The 25,468-nt window shown below is 69.9% G+C and carries 43 protein-coding genes; 41 read left to right on the top strand and 2 right to left on the bottom strand.

Going from position 1 to position 25,468, the window contains the following annotated elements:
* The first annotated feature begins 111 nt into the window (after nt 1–111).
* From ACWCO2_RS18235 to ACWCO2_RS18380, 30 genes are all read left to right on the top strand, one after another.
* Entirely contained in the window at nt 112–384 is a 273-nt protein-coding gene (locus ACWCO2_RS18235) for a transcriptional regulator (RefSeq protein ID WP_450128902.1), read from the top strand.
* Nucleotides 381–557, top strand: coding sequence for a hypothetical protein (locus tag ACWCO2_RS18240; protein WP_450128903.1), 177 nt, complete (start codon nt 381–383; stop codon nt 555–557). The genes ACWCO2_RS18235 and ACWCO2_RS18240 overlap by 4 nt, the downstream gene beginning before the upstream one ends.
* A gap of 83 nt (nt 558–640) precedes the next feature.
* Complete coding sequence (locus tag ACWCO2_RS18245; RefSeq protein ID WP_450128904.1) at nt 641–922, top strand: hypothetical protein; 282 nt, start codon at nt 641–643, stop codon at nt 920–922.
* Nucleotides 919–1,830 (top strand): YqaJ viral recombinase family nuclease, encoded by a 912-nt coding sequence (locus ACWCO2_RS18250; protein WP_450128905.1) that lies wholly within the window; start codon nt 919–921, stop codon nt 1,828–1,830. The genes ACWCO2_RS18245 and ACWCO2_RS18250 overlap by 4 nt, the downstream gene beginning before the upstream one ends.
* Nucleotides 1,827–2,690: a recombinase RecT gene (locus ACWCO2_RS18255; RefSeq protein WP_450128906.1), complete on the top strand. Its 864-nt coding sequence runs from the start codon at nt 1,827–1,829 to the stop codon at nt 2,688–2,690. The genes ACWCO2_RS18250 and ACWCO2_RS18255 overlap by 4 nt, the downstream gene beginning before the upstream one ends.
* Nucleotides 2,691–2,719: 29 nt before the next feature.
* Complete coding sequence (locus tag ACWCO2_RS18260; RefSeq protein ID WP_450128907.1) at nt 2,720–3,067, top strand: hypothetical protein; 348 nt, start codon at nt 2,720–2,722, stop codon at nt 3,065–3,067.
* Nucleotides 3,064–3,405 (top strand): hypothetical protein, encoded by a 342-nt coding sequence (locus ACWCO2_RS18265; RefSeq protein ID WP_450128908.1) that lies wholly within the window; start codon nt 3,064–3,066, stop codon nt 3,403–3,405. Before ACWCO2_RS18260 ends, ACWCO2_RS18265 begins: the two co-directional genes overlap by 4 nt.
* Nucleotides 3,406–3,661: 256 nt before the next feature.
* Nucleotides 3,662–4,150, top strand: coding sequence for a hypothetical protein (locus ACWCO2_RS18270; RefSeq protein WP_450128909.1), 489 nt, complete (start codon nt 3,662–3,664; stop codon nt 4,148–4,150).
* Nucleotides 4,150–5,181, top strand: coding sequence for a hypothetical protein (locus tag ACWCO2_RS18275; RefSeq protein WP_450128910.1), 1,032 nt, complete (start codon nt 4,150–4,152; stop codon nt 5,179–5,181). The genes ACWCO2_RS18270 and ACWCO2_RS18275 overlap by 1 nt, the downstream gene beginning before the upstream one ends.
* Nucleotides 5,178–5,711: a zinc finger domain-containing protein gene (locus ACWCO2_RS18280; RefSeq protein ID WP_450128911.1), complete on the top strand. Its 534-nt coding sequence runs from the start codon at nt 5,178–5,180 to the stop codon at nt 5,709–5,711. The genes ACWCO2_RS18275 and ACWCO2_RS18280 overlap by 4 nt, the downstream gene beginning before the upstream one ends.
* Nucleotides 5,712–5,794: 83 nt before the next feature.
* A complete protein-coding gene (locus ACWCO2_RS18285) occupies nt 5,795–6,334 on the top strand; it encodes a hypothetical protein (protein WP_450128912.1) in 540 nt (179 codons plus the stop codon).
* Nucleotides 6,331–6,558, top strand: a complete 228-nt coding sequence (locus ACWCO2_RS18290) for a hypothetical protein (protein WP_450128913.1) — start codon at nt 6,331–6,333, stop codon at nt 6,556–6,558. The genes ACWCO2_RS18285 and ACWCO2_RS18290 overlap by 4 nt, the downstream gene beginning before the upstream one ends.
* A complete protein-coding gene (locus tag ACWCO2_RS18295; protein ID WP_450128914.1) occupies nt 6,555–7,211 on the top strand; it encodes a hypothetical protein in 657 nt (218 codons plus the stop codon). The genes ACWCO2_RS18290 and ACWCO2_RS18295 overlap by 4 nt, the downstream gene beginning before the upstream one ends.
* The gene (locus ACWCO2_RS18300; protein WP_450128915.1) at nt 7,208–7,576 is read left to right on the top strand and encodes a hypothetical protein; all 369 of its coding nucleotides are present in this window, start codon (nt 7,208–7,210) and stop codon (nt 7,574–7,576) included. The genes ACWCO2_RS18295 and ACWCO2_RS18300 overlap by 4 nt, the downstream gene beginning before the upstream one ends.
* Complete coding sequence (locus ACWCO2_RS18305; RefSeq protein ID WP_450128916.1) at nt 7,573–7,782, top strand: hypothetical protein; 210 nt, start codon at nt 7,573–7,575, stop codon at nt 7,780–7,782. Before ACWCO2_RS18300 ends, ACWCO2_RS18305 begins: the two co-directional genes overlap by 4 nt.
* The gene (locus ACWCO2_RS18310) at nt 7,779–8,027 is read left to right on the top strand and encodes a hypothetical protein (RefSeq protein WP_450128917.1); all 249 of its coding nucleotides are present in this window, start codon (nt 7,779–7,781) and stop codon (nt 8,025–8,027) included. The genes ACWCO2_RS18305 and ACWCO2_RS18310 overlap by 4 nt, the downstream gene beginning before the upstream one ends.
* Nucleotides 8,028–8,099: 72 nt before the next feature.
* Entirely contained in the window at nt 8,100–8,378 is a 279-nt protein-coding gene (locus tag ACWCO2_RS18315; RefSeq protein WP_450128918.1) for a hypothetical protein, read from the top strand.
* Entirely contained in the window at nt 8,375–8,620 is a 246-nt protein-coding gene (locus ACWCO2_RS18320; RefSeq protein ID WP_450128919.1) for a hypothetical protein, read from the top strand. Before ACWCO2_RS18315 ends, ACWCO2_RS18320 begins: the two co-directional genes overlap by 4 nt.
* Entirely contained in the window at nt 8,617–8,991 is a 375-nt protein-coding gene (locus ACWCO2_RS18325; RefSeq protein ID WP_450128920.1) for a hypothetical protein, read from the top strand. Before ACWCO2_RS18320 ends, ACWCO2_RS18325 begins: the two co-directional genes overlap by 4 nt.
* A gap of 4 nt (nt 8,992–8,995) precedes the next feature.
* Nucleotides 8,996–9,184: a hypothetical protein gene (locus ACWCO2_RS18330; protein ID WP_450128921.1), complete on the top strand. Its 189-nt coding sequence runs from the start codon at nt 8,996–8,998 to the stop codon at nt 9,182–9,184.
* Nucleotides 9,181–9,897, top strand: a complete 717-nt coding sequence (locus tag ACWCO2_RS18335; RefSeq protein ID WP_450128922.1) for a hypothetical protein — start codon at nt 9,181–9,183, stop codon at nt 9,895–9,897. Before ACWCO2_RS18330 ends, ACWCO2_RS18335 begins: the two co-directional genes overlap by 4 nt.
* Nucleotides 9,898–9,965: 68 nt before the next feature.
* Nucleotides 9,966–10,652, top strand: a complete 687-nt coding sequence (locus ACWCO2_RS18340; protein WP_450128923.1) for a hypothetical protein — start codon at nt 9,966–9,968, stop codon at nt 10,650–10,652.
* The gene (locus ACWCO2_RS18345) at nt 10,649–11,125 is read left to right on the top strand and encodes a hypothetical protein (protein WP_450128924.1); all 477 of its coding nucleotides are present in this window, start codon (nt 10,649–10,651) and stop codon (nt 11,123–11,125) included. The genes ACWCO2_RS18340 and ACWCO2_RS18345 overlap by 4 nt, the downstream gene beginning before the upstream one ends.
* Nucleotides 11,122–11,346 carry a hypothetical protein gene (locus ACWCO2_RS18350; protein ID WP_450128925.1) on the top strand — a complete coding sequence of 75 codons (225 nt, stop codon included), beginning with the start codon at nt 11,122–11,124 and terminating at the stop codon, nt 11,344–11,346. The genes ACWCO2_RS18345 and ACWCO2_RS18350 overlap by 4 nt, the downstream gene beginning before the upstream one ends.
* A 100-nt stretch (nt 11,347–11,446) precedes the next feature.
* Entirely contained in the window at nt 11,447–11,965 is a 519-nt protein-coding gene (locus tag ACWCO2_RS18355; protein WP_450128926.1) for a helix-turn-helix domain-containing protein, read from the top strand.
* 64 nt (nt 11,966–12,029) lie between these two features.
* Nucleotides 12,030–13,232, top strand: a complete 1,203-nt coding sequence (locus ACWCO2_RS18360; RefSeq protein WP_450128927.1) for a PBSX family phage terminase large subunit — start codon at nt 12,030–12,032, stop codon at nt 13,230–13,232.
* Nucleotides 13,229–13,399, top strand: coding sequence for a hypothetical protein (locus ACWCO2_RS18365; protein WP_450128928.1), 171 nt, complete (start codon nt 13,229–13,231; stop codon nt 13,397–13,399). The genes ACWCO2_RS18360 and ACWCO2_RS18365 overlap by 4 nt, the downstream gene beginning before the upstream one ends.
* Nucleotides 13,383–14,945 (top strand): phage portal protein, encoded by a 1,563-nt coding sequence (locus ACWCO2_RS18370; RefSeq protein ID WP_450128929.1) that lies wholly within the window; start codon nt 13,383–13,385, stop codon nt 14,943–14,945. Before ACWCO2_RS18365 ends, ACWCO2_RS18370 begins: the two co-directional genes overlap by 17 nt.
* 18 nt (nt 14,946–14,963) lie before the next feature.
* Nucleotides 14,964–16,970, top strand: a complete 2,007-nt coding sequence (locus ACWCO2_RS18375; protein ID WP_450128930.1) for a phage minor capsid protein — start codon at nt 14,964–14,966, stop codon at nt 16,968–16,970.
* Nucleotides 16,967–17,197 carry a hypothetical protein gene (locus ACWCO2_RS18380; protein WP_450128931.1) on the top strand — a complete coding sequence of 77 codons (231 nt, stop codon included), beginning with the start codon at nt 16,967–16,969 and terminating at the stop codon, nt 17,195–17,197. Before ACWCO2_RS18375 ends, ACWCO2_RS18380 begins: the two co-directional genes overlap by 4 nt.
* Here the strand turns inward: ACWCO2_RS18380 and ACWCO2_RS18385 are convergent.
* Both ACWCO2_RS18385 and ACWCO2_RS18390 read right to left on the bottom strand, forming a co-directional pair.
* Nucleotides 17,194–17,565, bottom strand: a complete 372-nt coding sequence (locus ACWCO2_RS18385; protein WP_450128932.1) for a hypothetical protein — start codon at nt 17,563–17,565, stop codon at nt 17,194–17,196. The genes ACWCO2_RS18380 and ACWCO2_RS18385 overlap by 4 nt on opposite strands.
* Nucleotides 17,562–17,792, bottom strand: a complete 231-nt coding sequence (locus tag ACWCO2_RS18390; protein ID WP_450128933.1) for a hypothetical protein — start codon at nt 17,790–17,792, stop codon at nt 17,562–17,564. The genes ACWCO2_RS18385 and ACWCO2_RS18390 overlap by 4 nt, the downstream gene beginning before the upstream one ends.
* 92 nt (nt 17,793–17,884) lie before the next feature.
* On the opposite strand from ACWCO2_RS18390, the gene ACWCO2_RS18395 reads away from it, so the two are divergent.
* The 11 genes from ACWCO2_RS18395 (at nt 17,885) to ACWCO2_RS18445 (ending at nt 25,466) form a co-directional block, all read left to right on the top strand.
* Entirely contained in the window at nt 17,885–18,622 is a 738-nt protein-coding gene (locus ACWCO2_RS18395; RefSeq protein ID WP_450128934.1) for a hypothetical protein, read from the top strand.
* A gap of 22 nt (nt 18,623–18,644) precedes the next feature.
* Complete coding sequence (locus ACWCO2_RS18400) at nt 18,645–19,655, top strand: major capsid protein (protein WP_450128935.1); 1,011 nt, start codon at nt 18,645–18,647, stop codon at nt 19,653–19,655.
* 75 nt (nt 19,656–19,730) lie between these two features.
* The gene (locus ACWCO2_RS18405) at nt 19,731–19,943 is read left to right on the top strand and encodes a hypothetical protein (protein ID WP_450128936.1); all 213 of its coding nucleotides are present in this window, start codon (nt 19,731–19,733) and stop codon (nt 19,941–19,943) included.
* Between the two features lie 60 nt (nt 19,944–20,003).
* Nucleotides 20,004–20,348, top strand: coding sequence for a hypothetical protein (locus ACWCO2_RS18410; protein ID WP_450128937.1), 345 nt, complete (start codon nt 20,004–20,006; stop codon nt 20,346–20,348).
* Nucleotides 20,349–20,351: 3 nt separating this feature from the next.
* Nucleotides 20,352–20,756, top strand: a complete 405-nt coding sequence (locus tag ACWCO2_RS18415) for a hypothetical protein (RefSeq protein WP_450128938.1) — start codon at nt 20,352–20,354, stop codon at nt 20,754–20,756.
* 15 nt (nt 20,757–20,771) lie between these two features.
* Nucleotides 20,772–21,098 carry a hypothetical protein gene (locus ACWCO2_RS18420; protein ID WP_450128939.1) on the top strand — a complete coding sequence of 109 codons (327 nt, stop codon included), beginning with the start codon at nt 20,772–20,774 and terminating at the stop codon, nt 21,096–21,098.
* Nucleotides 21,098–21,451 (top strand): hypothetical protein, encoded by a 354-nt coding sequence (locus tag ACWCO2_RS18425; RefSeq protein ID WP_450128940.1) that lies wholly within the window; start codon nt 21,098–21,100, stop codon nt 21,449–21,451. Before ACWCO2_RS18420 ends, ACWCO2_RS18425 begins: the two co-directional genes overlap by 1 nt.
* Nucleotides 21,448–21,882, top strand: a complete 435-nt coding sequence (locus ACWCO2_RS18430) for a minor capsid protein (protein WP_450128941.1) — start codon at nt 21,448–21,450, stop codon at nt 21,880–21,882. Before ACWCO2_RS18425 ends, ACWCO2_RS18430 begins: the two co-directional genes overlap by 4 nt.
* Before the next feature lie 12 nt (nt 21,883–21,894).
* The gene (locus ACWCO2_RS18435) at nt 21,895–22,362 is read left to right on the top strand and encodes a phage tail tube protein (RefSeq protein ID WP_450128942.1); all 468 of its coding nucleotides are present in this window, start codon (nt 21,895–21,897) and stop codon (nt 22,360–22,362) included.
* On the top strand, nt 22,362–22,874 hold the full coding sequence (locus ACWCO2_RS18440) for a DUF7426 family protein (protein ID WP_450128943.1): 513 nt from the start codon (nt 22,362–22,364) through the stop codon (nt 22,872–22,874). The genes ACWCO2_RS18435 and ACWCO2_RS18440 overlap by 1 nt, the downstream gene beginning before the upstream one ends.
* Nucleotides 22,875–23,066: 192 nt before the next feature.
* Nucleotides 23,067–25,466 (top strand): phage tail protein, encoded by a 2,400-nt coding sequence (locus ACWCO2_RS18445; protein WP_450128944.1) that lies wholly within the window; start codon nt 23,067–23,069, stop codon nt 25,464–25,466.
* The last annotated feature ends 2 nt before the right edge of the window (nt 25,467–25,468 follow it).

Raw genomic sequence — 25,468 nt, forward strand, 5'->3', positions numbered from 1 at the left:
TCGATAACTAGGCTGCCTGTCGGCAAGCCATTGGGTTGCTTGGTCGCAATTCACTGCTACGGTTGCACGCAGGCAAGCAGATAGCTTGCTCGCAGGCAACCGAGAGGCGTCATGGCAAGCACTCCCACGATCCGACTCCGAGTCGACAGGCTCAGCGAATACCGCACCCGCGCCGGCCTCCACACCAACTACGCACTCGCTAAGGCGATGGGCGTCCATCAGTCCACAGTAGACCGTGTTCTCGACGGAAACCGCAGCGATCGCCGCAACATCGGACCGGCCGTGATCGCCGGAATCCTGATCGCGTTCGCCGAAACCGGCGCCCAGTTCGAGGACCTGTTCACCCCCGAGCGCGCCGCCATCCCCACGCGGGACGCGGCATGACGCGCGCCGAGTGCATCGCCGCCGCAGGAAACGCGCTCGCCCGAGCTCGCGCCCGCCGCGACTCGCTCCCACCACGGCAGGCCGCCGAACTCGCCCACTACGCCGGCGGTCCGTCGGTCGACGAGATCGAGCGCCAGATCCGCGCGCAGCGCGGACTTTCGGCCGCCGCGTGACCCCCGAAAAGCAAGACCCCCGCCGCGCCAGGGGCGCGAACGGGGGCCACAGAACCGAAACACCCCCCACCACGGAGGCGTTCGTGTCCACACCGTACCCCAAGGCCCTGTCTCAGGCTCTCGACCATTCCGAGATCAAGGTCGAGCTTGTCGACGAAATGCCCGCTGGCCAGTGCGAATGGTGCCAGATGATCGGTGCCTTGTGCTGCGTGTCGGTCGAGTGGGTGCCGCGCCCCGACGTGATGTCGGTCGGCGCTTCCGAGTCGTGCCTCGGCTGCGCCCGTCACCCGGTCCGTTGGGCGCTCGACGACGCGCTCGTCGGCTCTCTCATTCGCGTCTCGTACGCCGGAGGTGTCCCCGCATGACCCGGTTCCGATCCGCCGACTATCTCGGCACCTTCCCGACCGGATCACCGGAATGGCACGCGCTTCGTGCCGACGGGCTCGGCGGGTCCGAGATCGCCGCCGTGCTCGGCCTGTCCCCGTTCGAGTCGCGGTTCTCGTTGTGGCACCGCAAGCGGGGCGAGGCCGCTCCGCAGGCCGAGAACGACGAGATGCGCGCCGGGCGCTACCTCGAGCCCGCCGTCGCGGCGATGTTCGCAGACGCGCACCCGGAGTTGCGGCTACGTCGCGCCGGGACGTATCGGAGCAAGGCGCGGCCGTGGCAGATCGCCAACCCCGACCGGATCGTCACCGGACCAGACGGGCGCGAAGTCCTGGAGATCAAGACCGCGCGTGCGGCGGACGGCTGGGGCGAGCCCGGCACCGACGAGATCCCGGTCTACTACCGCGCCCAGGTGCTTTGGTACCTCGACGTGCTCGGCCTGTCCCGCGCCCGGGTCGCTGTGCTGATCGGCGGGGTGGACTTCCGCGAGTACGTCGTGAGCTGGAACGCCGACGAGGTCGAGATCCTGCGCCAGGCGGGCGCCGAGTTCATGCGCACGATCGCCGACGGCGAGCGCCCGTCGATCGACGAGCACGGCGAGACGTACCAGGTGATCCGCGAGTGGCACCCGGACATCGACGACCGCAACCACGAGATCACCCCCGAGCAGCGCGACAACTACCGCGCCGCCGTCGCCGCACACAAGGCCGCCGAGGACGCCAAGCGCCAGGCCGCCGCCGTGCTGGCCGACCTGATGGGCGACGCCCGCCGCGCCGTGTGCGCCGGCGAGTCGATCGCCATCCGCAAGTCCGCCCGCAAGGGCGCTTTGCCCAGCGTCACCGCATCCCCGATCAAGACCCCGAGCCGAATCGAGGCCCACGCAGCATGACCGCACAGACCATCGGCACCGCCGTCGCCAAGAAGAACGACGGCCCCACCAGCATGATCGCCACCTACCGGGCCGACCTGGCACAGGTGATGCCCTCCCACATGCGCGCCGACACGTGGGTGCGCATCGCCCAAGGCACGTTGCGCCGGGACCGGAAGCTGATGGAGGCCGCGACCCGGTCGCCGAACTCGCTCATGGTCGCGTTGATGGAGGCCGCCCGCCTCGGTCTGGAACCAGGCACCGAGCAGTACTACTTGACGCCGCGCAAGGTCAAGGGCGTTCCCGAAGTCCTCGGCATCACCGGCTACCAAGGGCTGATCGAGCTGATGTACCGCTCCGGCGCGGTCGCCTCGGTCGTGGTCGAAGTGGTACGCGAGCACGACGTGTTCGTGTGGCGGCCGGGCGCGCTCGACGACCAGGTGCCGCCCCGCTGGAACGGCCCGCAGGCACGCCCGTTCCACGATGCCGATTGGTTCGGCACCGCCGAGACCCGCGGCGCGCTCAAGGGCGTCTACGCCTACGCGGAGATGACCAACGGGGCGACGTCGAAGGTCGTTGTGCTCGGCCGCGACCACATCGCCCGCGCCAAGGAATCCGCGCAGGGAGCCGACTCGCAGTACTCGCCGTGGAAGACCAACGAAGAGGCGATGTGGCTCAAAACGGCCGCCCGCCGCCTGTCGAAGTGGGTGCCGACCAGCACCGAAGACCGGCGAATCGTGCAGGGCATCGCCGAACGCGCCGACCGGCCGAGCCTCACAGCCGCGGACATCGAGCCCGACCCGCTCGACATCACCGACCACACCACCGAGGCCGACGACGCGATCGACGCCGAGCTCGTCGAGGACGGGGGCCACCAGTGACCGCCACCCAGCCACGCACCGTGAACGGCGTGGAAGTTGTCGCCGACGAGCCGACGGAAGCCCCGATGCGCGACAAGTCCGGGGCGCCGATCTTCTGGCAGCAGACGCGAACGCTGCTGCTGGCCGACGGATCCACGGTCTACGGGTGCGCGCACTGCGAATACACGAACCCGAACCCGCGCAGCATCCGGCCTCACCTGAACATCCACAGGGACCGCAAGCCGGCGCCCGCCGCCGGCGACCCGATTCGCGACTTGCTCGCGCGATTGGCCGAGGTCGACAAGCTCACCGCAGACCGCGACCAGTGGCGCCGCCGTGCACTGGACGCGGAGCGCGACCTCCGGGCGATCCGCAAGGCGCTGAGGGGTACGTCGTGACCGCCGGACAGCTCGCACTCGGCTACGCCGACCGGCACGAGGGGCAGGCCGCCGCACTCGCGGCGGCCACCGCCGGCCACCGCGACTACCGACACCGGCTAGAAACCGCGCTCGCCGAGCTCGTCGCCGCCCGCGCGCCGTTCACCGCCGACGACATCCGCCAGGCCGCCGGGGAACCCGACGATGATCGGCCGAACCTGCTGCCGTCGGTGATCGGTGTGGCTGCCGCTCAGCGGGTGATCGTGCCAGCCGGGGAGTACCGCAGCTGCCGCCGGGAACGCCGCGCTTCCCGCAACCGCGTGTGGATCGCCTGCCCGCAGGAAGGCGGTGCCGCATGAGCGCCCGCGTCCAGCGGACCAGCCCATGCGGGAAAGTCCGCTTCCGCAACCGAAACGCCGCGATGGGCGCGCGGGACACCTGGGCACAGGTCGCCCGCCGCACGGGCGCACCGCCGCCTCTGTTCCGCCTCTACCGCTGCCCCGATTGCCGCGGTTGGCACCTCACACGGGATGCCTCCCGCTTCGCCCTGAATCGCTGAATCCGCCCACGGGGCGCCCCAACCACGGGGCGCCCCGTCCAGTTAGGACACACCGCATGCCTGCCGATCCCGAGCGCGAAACCTACCTCGACGATCTCGTGCCCCTGGTCGCCCAACTCGTCGGAGCCGTGCACGACGAGGGCCCCGGCGCCACCCGTGACGCGCTCGCCGCAATCCGTGCTGTTCCCGCCCCCGACGGGATGTCGGCCGGCGACGCGCTCGCCGTGATGCTCGCCGCAATGGTCGACCCGACCCGATCGCCCCGCGCACTGCTCGCCTGGACAGACCGCCTCGACCACGGACACGCCGGCGTCCACCCCGCGCCGGCGCCCCGCTGCAACCCGATCGCCGTCGAGATGGCACTCGCCGGCCGCCTGCCGCTTCACGCGCTCGCCCCACACGAGGCGCGCGTCGTGGTCGCCCAGCTCGCCGACCGCGGCATGTCCGCCGAGTCGATCGCCGACCACGTCGCCGCCGAACCCGGCCGTGTCCGCCGGATCCTCACCGCCGCCCGCCCCTACGTCGCCCGAAAGGTCGCCGCCTGATGCCGTGGTTTTTCGTTGACGACCAGCTCGCCGACAACCGCAAGGTGCGCAAGGCCGGAACGCCGGCGCTCGGCTTGTGGGTGCGGTGCGGGTCGTGGGCCGCGAGCAACCTCACCGACGGTTTCGTGCCGGCCGACATCGCCGCCCGCTACGGCACCGCCCGCCAGGCCGCGAAGCTCGTCGAGGCCGGCCTCTGGGAGCAGGCCACGCGCGACGGGGAGCCCGGCTACCAGTTCCACGACTGGACCGACTACCAGCAGACCCGCGAGCAAGTGCGGGCCCGCCGTGCAGCCGACGCCGAACGACAGCGCCGCCGCCGCGCCGGCGACACCAACACCCCGCCCGATCCTGAAAACACCCCCGAAAACACCCCCCGAAACAGGGGGGCAAATGGGGGGTCAAACGTCACAGAATCCGACGACGAAAAAACGCCCGAGAATTCGGAAGAACCGCAGGTCAAAGAGGACAGTCACGGCGTGACTCACGACGGGAGTCACGGGGGCCCCCTCCCCTCCCCTCCCACAGCAGTACCTAACGGTACTGCTGCAAGCCGCGGGCGCGGGCGCACGCGCAAGCCGTCGACGAACCTCGCCGAGCTCGCGGGCAACGCCGTGAAACCAGCCGCGTTCACGCTCGTTTCGCAGTGGCGGCAGCGGTATCCGGACGCGCCGGCGTACCTGCCGAAGCAACTCCGCGATCTCTCGAAAGCCGTCGACGAGTTGCTCGGGCAAGGCGCGAAACCGGATCTCATCTTGGCCGCGCTCGACGAGTGGGACCGCCGCGACGACGTCCACAGCCCGAAAGCCCTGTCGTGGCTCTACGGCGACGTGGTCAAAGCCGCCAGGGCAGCGCAGAAACCGGCCCAGCCCGCCCGTAGCGCTCGAGGCGACAAGGTCCGGGCATATCTCGGTGATCGCGCCCCCAGCGCCGCCCACCGGCCCGTACAGCCCTCGATTGCCGGAACCGTGATCGACCCCGATTTCGACGCGATTTTCGACGCCCAGCAGCCCCGGAAGGAACTCACCGCATGAACCGCGACGACGTGTTGGCGCTCATGGGCGTTGCCGCCGCCATCGACCCGACCATGCCCGCCTACGACGAGGACGTCGTCGCCGTGTGGGTCGCCATGCTCGAGGACGTTCCCGCCCGCGTCGCAGAGCCGGCCGTCCACGGCTACTACCGGTCCGACGCCTACCGCGAACACCGCCGCAGCATCACACCGGCCGACGTGTTCGGCTACTACAAGAGCGCCAAACGCGACTACCTCGAGCGCCGCCACACCACCGAGATCGCCAACCAGCGCGCCGCAATCGCCGCCGCCCCGCAACCGGTCGGCAGCCTGGCCGAGCGATTCGCGCGGATCCACGCCGAGCGAACCGGGCGCGACCCCGACGTCGCCGAGGCCGAGGCCGGCGCACGTCGACAACTGCTCGCCGTCGCCTGCTCCTACTGCAAGGCCCGTGAACACCACGAATGCACCAGCTACAACGGCCGCCCACTGCAGAAAATCCCAGCCCACCCGTCCCGCATCGACGCAGCGGTCAACAAGCAGCACTCCTAACTTGCTTGCACGCAAGCAACTCGATAGGCTGCGCGCAAGCAAACAGAGCCGAACCACCACCACAACCCGGAAAGGCCAACGACATGACCGACACCGCGACCGGCGCCACCACCGCCGACGACGCCACCATCGCCGCACACCTCGTGCGCCTCGCCGAACTCGCCATGCGCCCGGTCAACGAGCACAACCGCGGCGACGACGCCACCATCGCCGATCTGTCCGTCGGCGACGTCGCGATCACCTTCGGACACCAGAAGTGGCGCCGCGGCGTCGTCGCCAAGACCACCAAGGGCCGCGTCGCCGTCGAATTCACCACCCCCGGCGCCATCAACGAAGCCGCCCGAATCTGGGAAATCCGCGGGCCCCGACTGATGGCCGACGACTACATCGAGCAGGCCACCGCCCCCGCCGCGCGATGCCTTCGCGACGCACAAGCCAAAGGCGACCACGCCAGCGTCGAGCACTACACCCAGCGCGTAACCGAGATGCGCGACATCGCCATCGCCGAACGCGCATTCATCGATGCCCTGCCCGGCCACATGCGACACCTGGTGTTCCTGCACACCACCTGCACCCCGCGCCCCCGCGCCCAGGTGCACGCCCCCACCGAAGGCACCGCATGACCGCCCTGCAGCACGGCGCCCCCCACCAGGGGGGCGCCCCCGCGCTCGCCCCGGTGCTGCTGCCGCTACTGGGCACCCCGTGCGCCGTCTGCGGTCATCCCGCCCGCTACGTCACCGCCGGCCGCCACGTGATCCACGTCGACATCCTCTTGCGCCCGTGCCTGCTGCCCCCGATCCCCGCCATGCCCGCGGTTCCCGCCGACTTCGCCGAGGTGACCCGATGACCGCAACCGACCACCGTGCCAAGTCCGAACGGCTGCTCGCCGATCAGTACCGGTCCGGCCAATCCGTCGCCGAGGCGCAGGTCCACGCCACGCTCGCGCTCGTCGACGCCCTCCGCCAGCACGAGCCCGCCGAGCCCGCCACCCCTGCCAACGAGAAACCTGCATCCGAGGAACTGAGCCCGGAACAGATCGCCAACCGGCACCGCCTCGCCGCCAGGCTCCGCGTCGCCCGCGAGCACGCAGAGACCGTCCACCCCGGACAGTACGGACGCAGCCTCGGTGTGTTGCTCGGATTCTTGGCGCGCCGCATCGAAGACCCCAAGCGCCCGCCGCTTGGATTCATGCCGCGCCACGCCGCGCTCGTCGCCGACTACCTCGCCGAGCAGGACAGCGAAGCCAAGCGCACCGACCTGTGCAAGGCCGAGCTCAACGGCTACCCGTTTTGGCACGACGAAGGCGGCAACACGGTCCGCATTGCGCCCGAGCCCGACGGACTCGGCGTGAATTTCTGGGTGACCGAATGCGGCAACGAGGACGGGCCCCGGCTCGATTGGGACGAGGTCCGCGACATCGCCCGCTACCTGTTGTTCCTCGACGCGCAGCACAAGCAGGCCCAGCAGCGCGCCGCCGAAAGCGGCGAGGCCGGCCGATGACCAACACCCGCCCCGCACCGCCCGGACTGGCCATCGACACGCCGCCCTGCTCACTGTGCGGCGAGTCCACCGACGCGACACCAGATCGCACGCTCGACTGCCAGAACTGCGGGTGCTTCTGGCACACCGACAGGCCCGACGAACCCGGCGAATGGTTCGAGCCCCACGTCCCAGCGTGCGGCGCCACCGCCCAGCCCTACGCCGACAACCGGTACGCGAGCGCCGAAGTCCGCGCCCTGGTCTACACGTGCGTACTCGACGCCGGCCACGACGGCGACCACCGCGGCACGGACGAAAACGGCGTTGTCGAGGACTGGCCGCGGAGCGTCCCCACCGTCGAGCTCCCCGGCGAGGTGACCGCATGATCTGGTCCACCGTCCACACCGCACACAAACGCCACTACTGCGACAGCTGCACCCGATACGCCATCAAACCCGGCCAGCGCTACCGCAAAGGCGCCGCGTCCCCCGGACACGACACCATCAACGAAACCCCCCGATGGTTGAAGTTCCGCGAATGCGCCACCTGTGCCACCCGCTACGGCCGCGGCCACCTGGTGGGCGCCGCATGAACGCCCCGACCTGCGAAGCCTGCCGCGCGCCCGTGCGCCTCGCACGCATCGCCGGCGACGACGTCGCGTTCGACCGCGACCCACACCCGCACGGCGACCACACCATCACCCGACACCCGACCAAGGGCCACGCCGTCGCCGTCAAGCTCCGCACCAACCAAATCCCCGGCGCCCGCCGACACGGACAGCAGCTCTACCAACTCCACCGAAAGAGCTGCACCCGCGCCCTATCCCCCCGCAGATAAGCCCAGCAGACAGCAGCACGCGCGCGACCGGACGACCCCCCGGTCGCGCGCGCGAAACCCGAGAGGAACCCCATGGGACTCCCCATCCTGCGCGCCGTCCCCAATCCGCCGGCCAATGACGAACGCCGCATCGAGTGCCGCAACTGCCAACCAGTCGACGTCGGATGCTCCGTGGAGTGCTTCAAGCCCGGACTCGCCGACGACGCCGTGCGCGCCGTGCTCGACCTCCACCAGGCCGACGGCGTCGGCGACTGCATCGAATGCGGCGTAGACGCCAACGAAAACCCGATCCCGTGGCCCTGCACCACCGTGCAGACCATCAACCGCGTGATCCGCGGTGGTGCCAAGTGACCGACCCCCGCGAACTACTCGACGAGCTCGAACAGCGCATCGCCGACCGCGACGACCACACGACCGGCGACGTCGACGAGTACCGCCGCCAGCACCCCGAGCGCGTCGCCGCCTTCGACGCCCTGCGCGCCGTGCTGGACGAATGCACGGCCATGACCACCCTTGCCGAACCTGCCAATACCGAGTTCATCGCGAAGAAGTTCCGCCGCGTCATCGCCCGCGCGCTGGATGGTGTCAGGTGACCGCCTCGACGACGTACCGGCTGGCCCTGCCCTACGAGCGCCCGCCGCTCACCGCCAACCAGCGCATGCACCACCACGCCCGCGCCCGAATCACCAAGCAGGTACGGGGCGACGCCGCGAAACTCGCCCGCGCTGAGCAGGTACCCGCCCTCGGCCGCTGCACGGTCCGTCTGGTGTGGACCGTCACCAACCGGCGTCGCCGCGATGCCGACAACGTCGTGCCCACCCTCAAGGCGTGCGCCGACGGACTCGTCGACGCCGGAGTCGTCACCGACGACGTCCCCGAGCTCATGACCAAGCACATGCCCGAAATCCAGCTCGGCGACCGCGCCGGCCTGGTGCTCATCGTCGAACCCCTCGTCCGGAAGTGACCGCGTGACCATCCCGCCCCAGCTCGACCAACGCCGACTCGCCGCCGGAGTCGCCAAGCCCAACACCCCGGCCGAACGGAGCGCCGCGACGCTCTACGTCGCCAGCAATGCGCACGACGCCGCCGACTGCGCACGCCTGCTCGACATGCTCGGACTTACCGCCCACGACGCCCGACAGGAGATGACCGCATGAGCGACGCACAGCGGCTCGGCGAGGCATACGCCGACGGCTACCAGCGCGGCCGAGACGCTGCAGCCTGCGAACACGCCCCGGCAGACCTCGCCCGGCTGAAGTCCGAAATTGGCGCTTGGAAGTCCCACGCCGAGGATGCCACGGCCGAACTTGCCGTTGCCCAGGGCGAACGCGACGGGGCCGAAGCCGACGCCAAAGCCCTGCGCGCCGAGCTCGCCGAGTGGAGAGAGATCGCCAGGAACGCGCAGGCGGAGCGCGACAACTGGAACGCAGAGCACCAGTCCGCGGCGAACCTGCTACGCGCCGAGACGGACCGCGCCGACCGGGCCGAAGCGGCGCAGCGCGAATACGTGCGCGTCGTCTCCGACATCGTGTACGCCGCCGAGTGGCACCGAGGCAAGTCGCCGACCGTCGCCGAGTTCGTGCGAGCCCTGCGGGAACGCGCCGACAACGCCGAACAGAGCGTCAAACGGTACGAAGCAGGCTGGACGCATGAGCGGACCCGCGCCGAGAAAGCGGAGGCGGAGCTAGTTTCCGCGATCCTGCGCGCCGAGCAGGCCGAGCAGCAGCTCGCCGACCGCACGCACCCAGCCGTGCGTGAAGCCGACGCCGCATTCCTCGCCGAGAAGGACGACCCGCAGCCCATCCGCGCCGACATGGCCGCCATCGTCCGGCAGGTCAACGCCTACAACGCCCGCACCGATCGCCGCTGACCCGCCATCCCCGGACCTGCGCGGCGAACATCGCCACGCAGGTCACCCCACGGAACGGAGGTAGCCCCGTGCTCGACGCCTACACCAAGCCCTGCACCGTCGACCGCTGCCAGCGCGACGCAGAACCCTGCCACTACTGCTGCGCGCAGTGCGCCGAGACCATGCGCGCCCGGCTGCGGGAGATCGAGGAGTACGCCGCGGTACTCGACGCCCGCCCCGGCGTTGGTGGCGATGGTGGCCGGCGCTCACCCGGTTTCGGTAGCCGACCGCCGGCCCGGCTCGACGTCATCGCCGCGCGTGACTACCGCACCGTGTCGCACGTGGTCGGCCCCGACGACGTCGACGACGACATCATGTCGATACTCGGCACCCTGCACGGGCTCTCACGGTGGGTGTGGGACGAGCGAAACCGCCTGGCAGGACCCCACGACCCCGTCGAACGGCCGCGCACGTCGCCCACGATCACCAGCGAGGCCGGCTACCTGCGCGGCCGGATCGCGTGGTGCGCCGGACAACCCTGGATCGACGACCTCGCCGAGAACCTCCGCGAGCTCCACGGGCAGGCCCGGCGCCTGGCCGGCGAGGCGCCGTCGAAGCCTGTTGCCCCGTGCGGCGGGTGCGGCGGGCCGCTGTTCCCGGTCGGCACGACGGACACCGTCGCGGTTCGCTGTGGTGATTGCGGCGGTACCTACGATGGGCTTGAGCTGCTCGACCTCGGGCAGCGGCTCGCGTTCGAGATGATGGGGGCAGCGTGACCACGGAGCAGCAGCGCGCGAAGTACCGCGCCGAGCAGGACCTCATCACCACGGCCGCCGAGACGCTCCGCCGGCAGTCCCGCCAGCAGCAGGCCGAGAGCCAGATCGGGCGGGCGCAGGTCGTGCCCGCCGATCGGTACGTGTTCGTTGGGCTACTCGACGAGCTCGCGCTCGCCGCCGGCCGTGGTGAACTCCCCGAAGGCGTCCGCCGGACGACGCGGGAGCTCTGCGAGGTCATGCTCGCCGACGCCGCCACGTTCGCCGATCGCATGGCCGCCAGCATAGAAGCGGCGAAGGAAACCGAGGCCCGGTTCTGGCAGCGCATGACCGAGCTCGGTATCAGCGAGCCGCACGCGTGGCAGGCCATCCGCGCCGTGCTCGCCGAAATCCAGGACGGCGCACCGCATACCGACCCGTGGACCGTCGCCGCCGACCGCCTCGCCGCAGATCCACAGTGGAGCCCGAAGCCGTGACACACCCGCCGATCGTCCGCTACCGCGACGGCCGCGCTCTGGTCGACCGGGGGAGCCTGGCGCGCCTGTCCGGCCGCAGCGTGCACACGATCCGGCAGTCGTGCCCGGTCGCCGACCGCACCCGCGACGACCGGCCGCTCTACGACGCTGAGCAGTGCCGCGTGATCCTCGCCGCAATCCCCACCCGCAACCGTCAACCCGCGTTGACGCCGGTCGGATGATCGTGCTTAAATCACCCTTCAGCGGGTAGAAGTCTGCCCGCATCCGCCCCCGGACCTTCACAGGCCGGGGGTTTTCGCATGTCAGGGGGGCAGGTGACCAATGCCGCCCACCCCAACCACCGATGAGGAACGAGCCCGCGTGCGCCGGCTGCACGCGCAGGGCAAGACCCGAAACGACATCGCACGCGAGATCGGCCGATCCCCCTCGACCGTCAGCAAGATCGCACGCGAGCTCGGCCTCACCTTCGACCGCTCCAAGACGGCCGCCGCCACGCACGCGAAGCAGGTCGACAACAAGACCCGCCGCGCCGAACTGTCCGCCGAGCTGCTCCGCCGCGCCGGCGAGCTTCTCGCGCAGATCGACCGGCCGCACATCGTGTACGCGTTCGGCGGACCGGAGAACGTCTACAACGAGCACCAGCTCGACAAGCCGCCGACGTCCGACATCCGCAACCTGATGCAGTCCGCCTCTATCGCGCTGCAGCGACATGCAGACCTCGAGCGCATCGACAGTGGTTCCCAGGCCGAGGATGCCCGTTCGATGCTCGGCAGCCTCGCCGCCGGCCTGCAAGCCGCATACGACCAACTACCGCCGGCTGACGCCGATGATCGACCTTGACCGCGTTACCCGAGTGCTCTCGCCCCGACAGATCCGCTCCATTGTGGAGTGTCAGCACGCGCGCGTGTCGATCTGGTGCGGTGCGGTGCGTTCGGGTAAGACCGTCGCCTCGTTGCTCGCGTTCCTGTTCGGCGTGGCCAGTGCCCCGGACACTGGGCTACTGCTCGTCGTCGGTCGCACGCTGCAGACGATCGAGCGCAACATCATCGACCCGTTGCAGTCCTCCGCGCTGTTCGGGCCGATCGCCAAGCACGTGCACCACACCACCGGCAGTACGACGGCGATCATTCTCGGTCGCGTCGTGCACCTGGTCGGCGCCTCGGACGCGCGCGCGGAGGGACGCATTCGAGGCGCCACCGCGGCACTCGCCTACGTCGACGAGGCCACGCTCGTGCCGGAAACGTTCTGGACGATGCTTCTCTCGCGGCTGTCTGTGCCTGGTGCTCGGCTGCTCGCGACCACCAACCCGGACGGGCCAGCGCACTGGTTGCGCAAGGGCTACCTCCTGCGCGCCGGCGAGCTCGACCTCGCTTCGTGGCACTTCACATTGGACGACAACCCGTCACTCGATCCGCGGTACGTCACGTCGCTGAAAGCCGAGTACGTCGGGTTGTGGTACCGGCGCTTCATCCTCGGCGAATGGTGCCTCGCGCAGGGCGCCGTCTACGACATGTGGGACGACGAGCGGCACGTCGTCGACGAAGTGCCGGCAATCGTCCGATGGATCGGCGCCGGCCTGGACTACGGCACCACGAACCCGTTCGCCGCACTGCTGCTCGGCCTCGGTGAAGACGGCCGGCTCTACCTCACCAGCGAGTACCGGCACGACTCCGCACTCGCGTTCCGGTCGCTGACCGACCCGGAGTACTCCGAGAACGTGCGCACGTGGCTCGCCAACGTCGAGCAACCCGGCCGCGACACCCGAGGCGTACGCCCGGAGTGGATCTACGTCGACCCCTCGGCCGCGTCGTTCGGGCTGCAGCTCTACCGCGACGGCGTCAACAACGTTGCCGACGCGATCAACGACGTGTTGCCTGGCATCCGCACCGTCTCGGGGCTGCTCGCCCGCGACGCGCTGAAGGTGCACCGCTCGTGCACCGGCCTGATCAACGAAATCCCCGGCTACAGCTGGGACGACTCCGCAGCCCAGAAGGGCGAGGACAAGCCGATCAAGGCCAACGATCACTCGCTCGACGCCGCTCGCTACGTGCTGCACAGCAGTGAATACGCCTGGCGGCACCTACTCGCCCCGGAGGTGTCCACATGATCGAGCCGCCGCCGTCGATGCCCGTGTACCTCCGTGTCGGCAACACCGAAGCCGAGATCGGCCGCGTGCGCGCCGATCCGCTGGCCATCCGCGAAGTCCTCGCGACGTTCCTGCGTGCGGTCGCCGACGAGATCGAAGGGAGCGCCGACGATGCCCCTGCCGAGTAACGGCGCCGAGTGGCCGCCTCGCCAGTACGCCGGCGCGCTCGCGCGGATGAACGAGCATGACGCCTGGTACGCCGGCGACCCGGACCGCATCGCCCGCGTCTACACCAACCGTCGCAGCGGGCCGACGAACCGCCCCTCGCAGTACCGCGGCGGCATCGTCGGCACCCTCTCGCGCTGGTTCTGGGGCGCCCCGATCCCGGCCGGCGAGAAACGCGCCAAGCTGCACCTCCCGTTGCCGGCCGACATCGCGACCGCGAGCTCTGACCTGTTGTTCTCCGAGGCGCCGCGGATCACCTTCGACAACGCCACGAACGCCGCGCGCTGGGACACCATCGCCGAGGGCATCGGCCTACAGGCCCGCTTGTCCGAGGCTGCCGAGGTCGCGGCGCCGCTGGGCGGTGTGTACCTGCGCGCTGGCTGGGATCACGATCTTGCCAAGCAACCGCTGTTGGCGATCGTGCACGCCGACCGCGCGCTACCGGAGTTCTCCCCCTACGGGCGGTTGCGGGCCGTGACGTTCTGGCGAGAGCTCGAGAACGACGGTTCAACGGTGCTGCGCCTGGTCGAGCGTCACGAACTCGACAACGGCCGTGCCGTCACCCTCTACGGGCTGTATGAGGGCAGCGACGACAAGCTCGGCCGCGAGATCGACCTCGCCGGGCACCCCGACGCCGCAGGGTACGAGCCAGTCGTCGACATCGGCCTACCGGTGTTGCCGGTGGTGTACGTGCCGAACATGCTCCCCTCGCGCGTCGACCGCGCCTCGCAGCTCGGCCGCTCCGATTTCGAATCGGTCGAGCCGCTGTTCGACCAGCTCGACGAGGTGCTCACCTCGTGGATGCGCGATGTTCGGCTCGCCAAGGGCCGGATCATCGTCCCGTCCGCGTTCCTGCAGAACCTCGGCCCCGGCCAGGGCGCCGCATTCGACCCCGAGCGCGAGGCGTACGAAGCTCTCGACGTGCCGCCGACGTCGTCCGCAGCTGGAATTACCGTGCAGCAGTTCGCGATTCGCGTCGCCGAGCACGAACGCACCCTCGACCGGCTCATCAGGCACGCCGTCGAAACCGCCGGCTATTCGGCGCAGACCTTCGGGCTCGGCACCGATGGGCAGAGCGTCACCGCAACCGAGGTCCGGTCTCGTGAGCGCCGCTCGTACACCACGCGCGGCAAGAAGGCCGGCTACTGGGCTCCGGGGCTGCGCGACCTCGCTACAGCGCTGCTGTACGTCGACCGGCTCGTGTTCAAGACGCCGGGAGTCGAGCCGGCCCCGCCGGCGATCGAGTTTCCCGACGGCGTGCAGGAAAACCCGCTACAGCTCGCGCAGACGTTACGGGAGCTCGAGACCGCCGGCGCCGTCTCGACGTTCGTCAAGGTCTCGATGCTTCACCCGGAGTGGGACGAGGACCGCATCACCGAGGAAGTCGAGCGGATCCGCGCCGAGCAAGGCGCAGACGGATTCGACCCGGTCGCCGCGATGCGCAGCGCCGCAGCGACCGGCGACCCGGTGGCCGGCGACGAGGATCAGGCCGGGCCCGCCGACCAGTAGCGGGAGGGGTGAGGCGCGGTGGCGGTAGATCCGGAGTACCTCGACGAGATCGCCGCCACCGTCGCCGCCGTCTACCGCGAGGCCGAGACCGCGCTCGCCGCGGTCATCGCCCGCCACCTGGCCGGCGAGATCGATCGCGACATGCCGGCCCCGGTGTGGGCCGAACGCAGGCTCGCCGCGGTGCGGTCGCTGCGCGCGTCCGCCTCGGCGATCCTGGCCGCACTGCAGGCCGACGGTTCGACCGCGTTCCGCCAGGCCGCGGCGCAATCGTTCCGTGCCGGCTGGCGGAGTGCTCTCGAGGAACTGCCGGCCCGCTTGTTCCCGCTGTCCGGTCTGGCCGAGGCCGCACGACGTGCAGCCGACGAGGCACCCGGTTTCGCCGCTGTCGAAGCGCTCGCCGGCGCTGTGTTCGGCGACGTCGGGATGCGCGCCGCGAACGTCCTACGCGACGTCGTCGACGTCTACCGGTCGGTGGTCACCGCGGCGGCCGGCCGGATCCTCACCGGCACACAGACCCGCCGCGAGGCCGCACAATCGGCGTTCGCCCGGTTCGTCGACCAGGGCATCACGTCGTTCGTGGACCGGTCGGGGCGCCGCTGGAAACTCCCGAGCTATGTGGAGATGGCAACCCGCACCGTCGCCCAACGCGCCGCCGTGCAGGGGCAGACAGACCGGCTCGACGCGATGGGCGTCCGCCTGGTCTACGTCTCCAACGCTGCGCAAGAGTGCGCCCTCTGCCGGCCGTACGAGGGCCGCGTGTTGCGGCTCGACGACGGGCCCACTGGCGAGATCACCGTCGCCCATCAGCTCACCGACGAGCCGTTCGCGGTGGACGTCGTCGCGACGCTGACCGGCGCCCGGCTCGCTGGCTTTCAGCATCCGAACTGCCGGCACTCCGTCTCGGCATATCTGCCCGGCATGACCCGGCTACCGGCTCAGCCGACGGCCGACCCCGAGGGCGACCAGGCGCGGCAGCGGCAACGCGCGATCGAGCGCCAGATCCGCAAGCACAAGCAGCGCCAGGCCGCCGCGCTCGACGCGACCGCCCGCAAGACCGCCGGCCGCAAGGTCCGCGAATGGCAAGCCGCCCTGCGCGAGCACCTCGAGGCCCACACCGACCTCAAGCGGTTGCGGTACCGGGAGCAGATCGGCGCCGGCAACATGCCGACCGCCTCGACCAGGCCCACCGGCGAGATCGCCGCGCCGGCCGACGTCCCGCTCGACGGGGGCCCGGCCGAACCGCGGCGCCCGCGCCCACGCGTCGACGCCGACCAGGTCGAAGCCCAGCCGGCCGCGCCGGTCGACGACGACCAGCTCGACCTACTCGACCAGCCCGCCGAACCGGAACCGGCCGACCTGCCCGACTGGTCGACGTTGTCCGACGACGAGCTCGCCGAAGCACTGGGCACCTACGGCGACCGCGACGACGCCGTCGAGGAGATCCTCGCCGAGCTCGACCACCGCCAGGAGCAAGCCGAGGAAGCCGAGCAGGCAGCCGCGGACGCTGACGCCGCAGCAGAGGCCGAGCGGCAACGCCAGCGGGACCGCCGCGAACGCGAACGCCTCGAACGCCAAGAGCGGCAACTCGCCGAGTACGACCGCCTTGTCGCAGAGGGAATGTCCGAAGAGGACGCGTGGGCCGAAGCCACCGGCCAAAGCGTCGAGGCACAGCGCCGCGAAGATGCGATCTACCGTTTGCGGGAGCAGGGCTACGAGGGCCGCAGTTTCGACGAGCTCGCCCGCGCCGCGTTCCGTGACTACGTCGACGCGCAGTACCTCGCCGCCGAAGCCGACACCAACGGCTACCTACTCAGCAACGCCGGCGAGGCTGCGGGAGTCAACCCGCGCGAGCTGTTCGTCGGTCCGGCCGCCCGCGCACGCAAGTGGGCGAGCCCGGAACTGCTGGAATGGTGGGACGAACACGGTAGGCTCACGTTCGACGAGTTCGCCGCGCAGTTGCTCGGCGACACGCAGGCCGCACGTGATGCCGGGTTCCGTACAGGCGGAGAGGACTGGTTGCGGTGACGCTCACTGTCGCGCAGGTCCGCGCCGCTCACGACGCCGGATACGCGGCCGGGAAACAACCCCGGCCGCCCCTGGCCAACCCCTACGCAGCGCCGCCGCTGAAGCCATGGGAGGCTGCCCGGCTCGATCCTGCCGCGCGCGCCGAGCACGACCGCCAGACACGCGAACGGCGCGCCCTCGCCCGCGTGTGGCGAGTAGCGCGCCGCAAAGCACTCGACGAGCGTTAGCTCGCGTTGTCCCGACCGTGACGCCTACGGTCCCGCTCTCGCTGTCGTTCCGCGTCGAATTCTTCGGACGCTGCGATGAGGTTCGCCCCGAGCTGCTCGAGAGTAGTAAGTCGGGGCCGCCCGCCACCGGCACCACGACCGGGCAGGCCCGTGCGCCACTGGCGCACCTCGTCGATCCGTTCAGGCAGCCACCCCGGCACGCCGTCGGCCTGGTCGTCGTCGACGTCGACGACGATCTCGACGTCGGGCGCCGGGAACGGGTGGTCGGAGTCCTCGCCGTAGCGGGCCCGCCAGTTGGTGACCGCCTGTCGGGTGACGCCGAGCTCGCGCGCGAGGCCGGCGACACTGAGGTGTTTCCGCGCGCTCATGCAAGTACCAGCTGACCGCGCAGCTCTTCGACGCTGAACAGCTCGACCGGCGAGACCGGCATGACCGGGCCCGCGTCAACGATCTCGACGAGCTCGCCGGTCTGCTGCTCCGCCTCGATCTCGGCGATGCAGTCGGAAACGGTCATCTGTCCGGGCACCTGTTCGGCGTCGATCTGCCGCAGACGCTCGCCGGCGATGAGATCCGTAGCGGTGAAGAGCTCGAACATCGCAACCCCCTCAAACGTTGTGTCTGACAGACACAAAGTTACGGCAGGCCCGTGACCGTGTCAACGACAAGACACACCCCGCGCTCGGCCAGGTGCCGAGCACACCCACCGACGAGAGCCCCGGAGGCCCCGCCATGCCCGAAACCCTGCCCGCCCACCCCGTGACCGGACTCCGCGCCATCGGCTTCACCAGCCGAGGCCCGATCTGGCCCGTGCTCGGCGGATCCGAGGACGCCGGTACGCCGGCCACCGACGACACCGAAACGGCCGGCAGCAGCGACCAGGGCACGGAAAACGAGGCCCCCCAAGGCAAGGACACCAAGGCCGACGAGAAGTCGCCGGCCGAGAAGACGTTCAGCGCCGACTACGTCAAGCAGCTCCGCGACGAGGCCGCCGGCCGACGCACCGAGGTCAACGAGCTCCGAGCGACGCTCGACGGCATCGCCCGCGCGCTCAATCCCGACGCCGGCGACGACAAGCCCGACCCCGCGAAGCTCGCCGAGCAGCTCACCGCGAAGGACAACGAGTTGCGGACGCTGCGCGTCGAGCGCGCCGCCGAGCAGGCCGCGCGCAAGGCCGGGGGCGACCCCGACGCGCTACTCGACTCCCGAGCGTTCGCCGAGTCCCTCGGCCAGCTCGACCCCACCGACAAGGGATTCGCCGCCGCGCTGGATGCGCTGGTGGCCGAAACCCTCGACGCACGACCGCAGTACCGCGCATCCGGCCAGGCGCCGGCGCGTTCCGGTGCTCCGATCCCCGGCGGGTCCGGCGGATCGAAGCGAGCAACGAACCTGACCGACGCCGTCGCCGCCCGACTCGGCAACGGCTGACCCTGACCGGAGGTAACTCCCCATGCCCGTTTCGCTGGAGCAGGCGAAGCAGTCCGCAACCGATGACATCGACCTGCAGGTCATCGACGAGTTTCGGAAGTCGTCGGACATCCTCGACCGGTTGACGTTCGACGACGTCGTCAACCCCGCGGGTGGCGGCGGAACGCTGACCTACACCTACACCCGGTTGGCGACGCAGCCGACCGCAGCGTTCCGTGCGTACAACGCCGAGTACGCGCCGCAGAACGTCACCACGACCCGGCACTCGACGGACCTGCACCCGTTGGGCGGGGCGTTCGAGATCGACCGCGTGCTCGCCCGCGTCGGTGCGGCCGCCGCGTCGCAGGTGTCGCTGAACATCTCCCAGAAGATCAAGGCCGCTCGCGCCCTGTTCGCCGACACCGTGATCAACGGTGACACCGCCGTCGACGCGAACAGCTTCGACGGCCTGAACAAGGCACTGACCGGCACCACGACCGAGTACCTGCCGCTCAACAACGGCGTGACCACCGGTTACGTCGACTGGACCACCATCGACAGCAAGGCGAAGGCCCTCGCCGAGATGGCGCGTGTTGACGACTGGCTCTCGTCGCTGGACGAGCGGCCGACCGTGATCTACGGCAACCGCAAGACGCTCGCCCTGTTCAAGATGATCGCCGCGTGGGCCGACCAGATCGACAAGACCACCGACGCTTTCGGCCGGCCCGTCAACGCCTACGACGGAATCCCGCTGGTCGACCTGGGCACCAAGGCCGGCAACAACAACCCCGTGATCGGCCTGCAGTCCCGCGACGCCGACGGCGCCGGCACCGGCGGCCAGATCACCAACCTCGGCGACCTGTACGCGGTCCGCTACGGGCTCGACGGTTTCCACGGCGTGAGCATGGCCAGCGCGCCGCTGGTTCAGACGTGGCTGCCGGACTTCAGCAACGCCGGCGCGGTCAAGAAGGGCGAGGTCGAGATGGGCCCGGTGGGTGTGGCGCTGAAGGCGACCAAGGCCGCCGGCGTGCTGCGCAACATCAAGAGCGCCTGACCCTCACCGCACAGACATCAGCCGCGGGCCCGAGGTCCGCGACTGATGTCGCCTACCCCGTTTGGAGTTCACACCGTGGGAACCATCAAGGTCACCGCGCCCAACAGCACGTACACCGGCATTTCGGCAGGCGTGGCGTTCGCCAACGGCGAGGCCCAGGTCGACGCCGACAACATCGCCGCACTGCAGTACTTCCGCGGCGCCGGCTACACCGTCGAGGACTCGGCCAAGGCGGGCAAGGCGCCGAGCAAGGCGCCGAGCAAGCCGGCCGGCGACAAGTCCGAGTAACCGCCTGCACGGGGCGCCCGCCAAGGGGCGCCCCACGTGCCGCCCGAGAGAGGTAAACCCATGGCACGTACCGCACTCTCCGCGACCACGGCAACCCGGACCGGCGTAGCCGTCAACCCGACCACGACCGCCACCGCCGACGGGCACTCGTTCGTCAACTCCGGCCGGCGCGTCCTGGTCGTGAAGAACGCCAACGCCACCACAGCGAAGACGGTCGAGATCCCGTTCGGCCGCACCGTCGAAGGACAGACGATCCCCGCCAAGGTGATCAATGTCCCGGCCTCCTCGACCGTGATCACTGCGCCGTTCGGCAGCATCTACAACCAGGAAGACGGGTCGGTGTGGGTGAACTACACCGCGATCGCCGATCTGTCGGTGCAGGTGCTCGACATCCCGGAGGCGTGACCGGTGGGCCGCGTCTACGCCAACCGTGACGAGCTGGTGAGCTACGCGCCGGCCGGCGTCGTGGTGCCCGCGGAGCCGGAAGCGTCGCGGATGCTCGCCCGCGCGTCCGACGAGGTCGAGCTCGCGACCATGTCCGCGATCTACACCACGGACGCGGCCGGCATGCCGACCGACCCGACGGTCGTCGACGCCATGCGCGAAGCCACCTGTGCACAGGCCGTGCATTGGATAGAGACCGGCGACGAGTCCGGCACGGCCGGACAGTGGGCGTCGGTCGGAATCGGCTCGATCAACCTCGCCCGCACAGCCAACGGCGCCGCAAGCACGCCCGCCGGCCACCTGCCCGACACGGTCGCCCGACCGTTGCGACTGGCCGGCCTGCTGCCCGGCCAAATCGTCCACCTGTAACCGAGAGGGGGCGACGTGGCCGGCATCCCCGCATGGCTGCTCATGCAGGCCGGGCAGACGGTGACGATCGAACCGTACGAGGGCACCGGCGCCTACGGCCCCGTGTACGGCCCGGCCGTGCAGGTGCGAGCGGTTGTCGACGCCGCCCGCCGCCTGGTGCGCAACGCCGAGGGCGCCGAGGTGGTCAGCGAAACCACCCTCTACGTCCCACTGTCCACAGTGGCGCCCGCCGGTTCGCGGGTCACGCTTGCTAACGGCACCCGCTCGACAGTGATAGACGCGAAAACCCGCGACGGTGGCCGGCTTCCTGTCCCGTCTCACCTCGAGGTGGTGTGCACCTGATGCCGAAGCGCGTCAAGCTCGATTGGAACGGCCCGCAGGTCAACGCGCGCAGCCGCGCCGGCGCCATCAACGGGCTCCGCCTGGCCGCCGAGCACCTACTCGGCGCCTCCCGCCAACTCGTCCCGCTGGAAGAGGGCACGCTCGAACGCTCCGGCGTGACATCCGTCGACGAATCCAACCTCACCGCCGCAGTCGCCTACGACACCCCGTATGCGGTTCGGCAACACGAAGAGCTCGATTGGAAGCACGCCGAGGGGCGCCAGGCGAAATACCTTGAGCAGCCCATGGCCGAGGAGTCCGACACCATGGGCAAGCTCGTCCAGGCCAGCATCCGTAAGGCGCTGGGCTCATGAGCGGATGGACGTCGACGCTCGCGCACGGGCTCGCGCTGCACCTGGCCGCCGCCGGCGTCGGCACCTACCGGGCAAGCGGCGCCTACACCGCGACCGAAACCGGCATCATCGTCGGCGCCGTTCCGCCCGACCCGCCGCGGATCATCGTCCTCACCCCGTACCCGCTGAACACCAGCACGCAGGCCGACGAGCTTGTCGGGCTGCAGGTGCGGGCGCGCTCGGCCGCCGGCGACCCGCGCGACGCGCTCGACCTCGTCGACGCCGTACACGACGTGATCGGCGGGGCGACTCACCTCGACCTCGCTGGCGCCATCGTGCACCAGATCCAGCGCCGCGCCTCCGCTCCGATGGGCACCGACGCGAACGGCCGCTACGAGCACGCCGACACGTACCACCTGCAAGCACACCACCCGACCCCGCACCGCATCTAAGGAGGCGCCGCCATGCGCTCACTGCTCGCGAAGGACTGGACCCTCGAGGTCAACACCGCCGGAATCGGCGCCGCCACCCCGACGTGGGTCACGGTCCGCGGCTTGACGTCGTTCAAGGAGACCGGCGACAACAACACCGAGGACGACTCCGATTTCGACTCCGACGGGTGGGGCTCGGACGTCGTCACCCAACGCAAGTGGTCGTTGGAGTGCGAGGGCATGCGCAAGCGCACCGACGATGCCGTGTTCACCCCAGACGCCGGACAGGACTTCATCCGCCGCGCCGCTCGACTGGTCGGTTTCGAGGGCGCGATCGACGTCCGTTGGTACCGTCGCGACGGCTCCCCCGACGCCTACCGCGGCACGGCGACCGTGTCGGAGTTCGAGAAGGGCGGCGGCGTGACCGACCTCGAGCCGTTCACCTTCACGTTGGCCGGGCAGGGCGCGCCGGTGGAAATCACCAACCCGGCGGCAGCGTGATGACCGGACTCCGCGACCTCTCCGAAGTCCTCGACCCTGGCCTGTCGCTGCCGATCAGCGGCACCACCTACACGGTTCCGCCGCCGGACGCCGAGACCGGCCTGCGGCTGCAGCGGCTCTCGGACTGGATGATGACCGCCGCCGCCGCGGTGCAGTCCGGCAGCGACGCGCCCACGCCCGGCGAACAGCTGTTGTCGGACTCCGAAGAGCTCGACCTCTACCGCGATTCGTTGGGCACCGCGTACGACGAAATGATCGCCGACGCCGTGGCTTGGCCATGGCTCAAGGTCGCCGGCATGACGGCGTTCACGCACTGGACCGTCGGCGCTGAGCAGGCCCAAGCGATTTGGGAGGCCGGTGGGCGCCCGGAACCATCGGCGGGGAATCGGCAGGCCCGCAGGGCGGACCGATCGACCCCGCTACCGGGCTCCGCGAATGGTACGAGCCAGAAGCGCAAGCCCAAGCACAAGGCGGCCACACGTGGCGGGAAGTCCTCGAAAACTGGGCGCTGATCGAGGCAGACCTACACGAGCGCTACGGCATCGACGTCGAATCCGGCGTACTCCGTGAGCGTTCGTGGCGGTGGCTTCGCTGCCGGATCCTCGGCTTGCTCTCGTGCGAATCGCGCCTCGCTCGCGCGCTGGCACCCCCGGACGAGCCCGGGGGACAACTGAACACCAACTGAATAGCGGAGGTACCCGAGCATGGCTCTCACCCTGGGCGAACTGGTCGGGTACCTCCGTCTCGACGATCGCGGCTGGAAACGCGGGCTCGACAAGGCCCAGCGCGACATGGGCGAGTTCACCCGCGGCGCCGACGGCCGGCTACGCGACGCCCGCGGCCGGTTCGTGGCCGAGGGACGAGCCGCGGGTGACGGCTTCTCGCGTGGCCTTGGCCGCGGGCTCGGCAGGTCCGTCGGCAGCATCGGCATGGCCGTGGTGCGGATGGGGATGCTTGCCGGCGCGTCCGGTGCCGTAAGCAATGCGCTCGGCGGTCTGGCCGCCGGCGCGGCTGCCGCGTCCGGCTCGCTACTGCTGCTGCCGGCCGCCGGCATGGCAGCCGCTTTCGCGTTCGGCGCCCTGAAGATCGGCACCGCTGGCTTCGGCGAGGCGCTGTCGAACATGGGCGACCCGGAGAAGTTCGCCGAGTCGCTGAAGGGTTTGGCTCCGGCCGCCCGCGAAACTGCCGTCGCGATCGCGGGACTGCAACCGCGGTTCAACACGTTGAAGACCTCGGTACAGGGCCGCCTGTTTGACGGCATGGCGCAGCAAGTCAGCGCGCTGGGCAACACCTACCTTCCGATTCTCGACGAGCGGTTCGGGCGGATCGCGGATGCCGCCAACGGTGCCGGCCGATCGGTCGCGCTCATGCTGACCGAGTCCAGCCGCGTTGCTGACGTCAAGACGATCGGCGACGCCTCGGCGAGCGCGTTCGAGAACCTCGCCCGCGCTGTCGGCCCGGTCGCCGCTGCCCTTCTCGACGTCGGCACTGTCGGCAGCTCGTTCCTTCCTGGCCTCACCGACGGCGCCCGAAACGCCGCGATCAGCTTTCAACAGTTCATCGCGACCGCCCGCGAGTCCGGTGCGCTCGCGCAATGGATCCAAGGCGGGCTCGACGCGCTCTCGCAGCTCGGCGCGATCGCCGGCAACGTCGGATCCATCCTCGGCTCTGTGTTCGCAGCCATGAGCGCATCCGGCGGCGGGATGCTTGCTTCGCTGGTGCAGCTCACGGGCGGACTGGCCGCGTTCCTGGACTCCGCGCAGGGCGCGACCATGCTCGGCCAGATCTTCGGCGGGCTGTCCGCCGCCGCCGGCGGTCTAGTGCCCGCGGTGCTGTCGGTAGCCACGACCTTGATCGGGGCGCTCGCACCGGTGATCGCCCAGCTCGGCCCGGCCGTGGGGCAGCTGGCGACGCAGGTCGGCTCAGTCCTGGTCGGCGCTATTCAGATGCTCGCGCCACTGCTGCTGCAGCTCGCGACGTTCCTCAACGAGAACATGAGTTGGCTCGGCCCGCTGGTGATCGGCTTCGTTGCCTTCTCGGCCGCGATCGGTCCGACGATCAGCATCGTTATGGGGCTGGTGAACGCTTTCAAGGCCGTTTCGCTGGCCCTACAGGTGTTGCGGGTCGCGATGTTCACCAACCCGTTTACGGCGATCATCACGGCCGTTCTGCTGCTGGTAGTCCTGATCGTGACCAACTGGGACACAATCAAGGACTACCTACTCGCCGCGTGGGAATGGATCAAGTCGACCGCCGAATCGGTCTGGAACGGCATCGTGTCGTTCTTCACAGACGTATGGGATTCGATCACTTCGACTGTGTCGTCGGTCTGGAACGGAATCGTCGGATTCTTCACCGGCGCGTGGGATCGCATCGTTGCAGCTCACACGCAGGCGCTCGCGTTCGTGCGCGGCTTGATCTCGAACGTGCTTGGGAATATATCAGGAATCGTCTCGAACATTTGGTCGAAAGTGACGGGGATTTTCTCGTCGGCCTGGTCCTCGATCCGCGACGCCGTGTCGAACGGCGTCTCGAACGTGATCGGCTTCGTCCGCGGTCTACCGGGGCAGATCCTCGGCGCGCTCGGCAACCTCGGCAACCTGCTCTACGAATCCGGGAAATCGCTGCTCACCGGCCTGTGGAACGGCATCTCCGGCGCCGTTGGGTGGGTCAAGGACAAGATCTCGGGAGTGCTCGGGAGCATCCGAGACCTGTTCCCCTTCAGCCCTGCGAAAGAGGGCCCGTTCTCCGGTCGCGGGTACACGACGTACTCGGGTCGGGCGCTGATGGGCGACTTCGGTCGCTCGATCGCCGCCGCGGGCGCCGGCGCCGTCGACGCCGCGACCGGGGTCGCCGCACGGGTTCAGTCGGCGCTGTCGCCCGAGCTCGCCGCGTTCGGCGCGGTCCGGTCGCCTCGCCTGTCCGCGCCGGCGGCCGTGTCCTACGCGGGCGCGAACAGCGGCGGGCTGAACTTGTCCGCACCGATCACGCCGGATGTGCTGCGCGAGGCTCTCGACGGCATGTCTTGGACGTTCGACGAACGCGCCGGCCGCGGTATCGCACGACTCGTCAACCGCGCGAACGCGCTCGAACGCAGGAGGTAAGC

The organism is Saccharopolyspora sp. NPDC002376, assembly GCF_053593195.1.

Coding starts and splice junctions, on each gene's coding strand:
- ACWCO2_RS18295 (WP_450128914.1), top strand. CDS start 6,555: ATGACCGCAACCGACCACCGTGCCAAGTCCGAACGGCTGCTCGCCGAT.
- ACWCO2_RS18285 (WP_450128912.1), top strand. CDS start 5,795: ATGACCGACACCGCGACCGGCGCCACCACCGCCGACGACGCCACCATC.
- ACWCO2_RS18335 (WP_450128922.1), top strand. CDS start 9,181: ATGAGCGACGCACAGCGGCTCGGCGAGGCATACGCCGACGGCTACCAG.
- ACWCO2_RS18255 (WP_450128906.1), top strand. CDS start 1,827: ATGACCGCACAGACCATCGGCACCGCCGTCGCCAAGAAGAACGACGGC.
- ACWCO2_RS18300 (WP_450128915.1), top strand. CDS start 7,208: ATGACCAACACCCGCCCCGCACCGCCCGGACTGGCCATCGACACGCCG.
- ACWCO2_RS18280 (WP_450128911.1), top strand. CDS start 5,178: ATGAACCGCGACGACGTGTTGGCGCTCATGGGCGTTGCCGCCGCCATC.
- ACWCO2_RS18385 (WP_450128932.1), bottom strand. CDS start 17,565: ATGAGCGCGCGGAAACACCTCAGTGTCGCCGGCCTCGCGCGCGAGCTC.
- ACWCO2_RS18410 (WP_450128937.1), top strand. CDS start 20,004: ATGGCACGTACCGCACTCTCCGCGACCACGGCAACCCGGACCGGCGTA.
- ACWCO2_RS18240 (WP_450128903.1), top strand. CDS start 381: ATGACGCGCGCCGAGTGCATCGCCGCCGCAGGAAACGCGCTCGCCCGA.
- ACWCO2_RS18355 (WP_450128926.1), top strand. CDS start 11,447: ATGCCGCCCACCCCAACCACCGATGAGGAACGAGCCCGCGTGCGCCGG.
- ACWCO2_RS18310 (WP_450128917.1), top strand. CDS start 7,779: ATGAACGCCCCGACCTGCGAAGCCTGCCGCGCGCCCGTGCGCCTCGCA.
- ACWCO2_RS18430 (WP_450128941.1), top strand. CDS start 21,448: ATGAGCGGATGGACGTCGACGCTCGCGCACGGGCTCGCGCTGCACCTG.
- ACWCO2_RS18445 (WP_450128944.1), top strand. CDS start 23,067: ATGGCTCTCACCCTGGGCGAACTGGTCGGGTACCTCCGTCTCGACGAT.
- ACWCO2_RS18315 (WP_450128918.1), top strand. CDS start 8,100: ATGGGACTCCCCATCCTGCGCGCCGTCCCCAATCCGCCGGCCAATGAC.
- ACWCO2_RS18425 (WP_450128940.1), top strand. CDS start 21,098: ATGCCGAAGCGCGTCAAGCTCGATTGGAACGGCCCGCAGGTCAACGCG.
- ACWCO2_RS18370 (WP_450128929.1), top strand. CDS start 13,383: ATGCCCCTGCCGAGTAACGGCGCCGAGTGGCCGCCTCGCCAGTACGCC.
- ACWCO2_RS18440 (WP_450128943.1), top strand. CDS start 22,362: ATGACCGGACTCCGCGACCTCTCCGAAGTCCTCGACCCTGGCCTGTCG.
- ACWCO2_RS18305 (WP_450128916.1), top strand. CDS start 7,573: ATGATCTGGTCCACCGTCCACACCGCACACAAACGCCACTACTGCGAC.
- ACWCO2_RS18435 (WP_450128942.1), top strand. CDS start 21,895: ATGCGCTCACTGCTCGCGAAGGACTGGACCCTCGAGGTCAACACCGCC.
- ACWCO2_RS18290 (WP_450128913.1), top strand. CDS start 6,331: ATGACCGCCCTGCAGCACGGCGCCCCCCACCAGGGGGGCGCCCCCGCG.
- ACWCO2_RS18270 (WP_450128909.1), top strand. CDS start 3,662: ATGCCTGCCGATCCCGAGCGCGAAACCTACCTCGACGATCTCGTGCCC.
- ACWCO2_RS18275 (WP_450128910.1), top strand. CDS start 4,150: ATGCCGTGGTTTTTCGTTGACGACCAGCTCGCCGACAACCGCAAGGTG.
- ACWCO2_RS18250 (WP_450128905.1), top strand. CDS start 919: ATGACCCGGTTCCGATCCGCCGACTATCTCGGCACCTTCCCGACCGGA.
- ACWCO2_RS18400 (WP_450128935.1), top strand. CDS start 18,645: ATGCCCGTTTCGCTGGAGCAGGCGAAGCAGTCCGCAACCGATGACATC.
- ACWCO2_RS18390 (WP_450128933.1), bottom strand. CDS start 17,792: ATGTTCGAGCTCTTCACCGCTACGGATCTCATCGCCGGCGAGCGTCTG.
- ACWCO2_RS18365 (WP_450128928.1), top strand. CDS start 13,229: ATGATCGAGCCGCCGCCGTCGATGCCCGTGTACCTCCGTGTCGGCAAC.
- ACWCO2_RS18235 (WP_450128902.1), top strand. CDS start 112: ATGGCAAGCACTCCCACGATCCGACTCCGAGTCGACAGGCTCAGCGAA.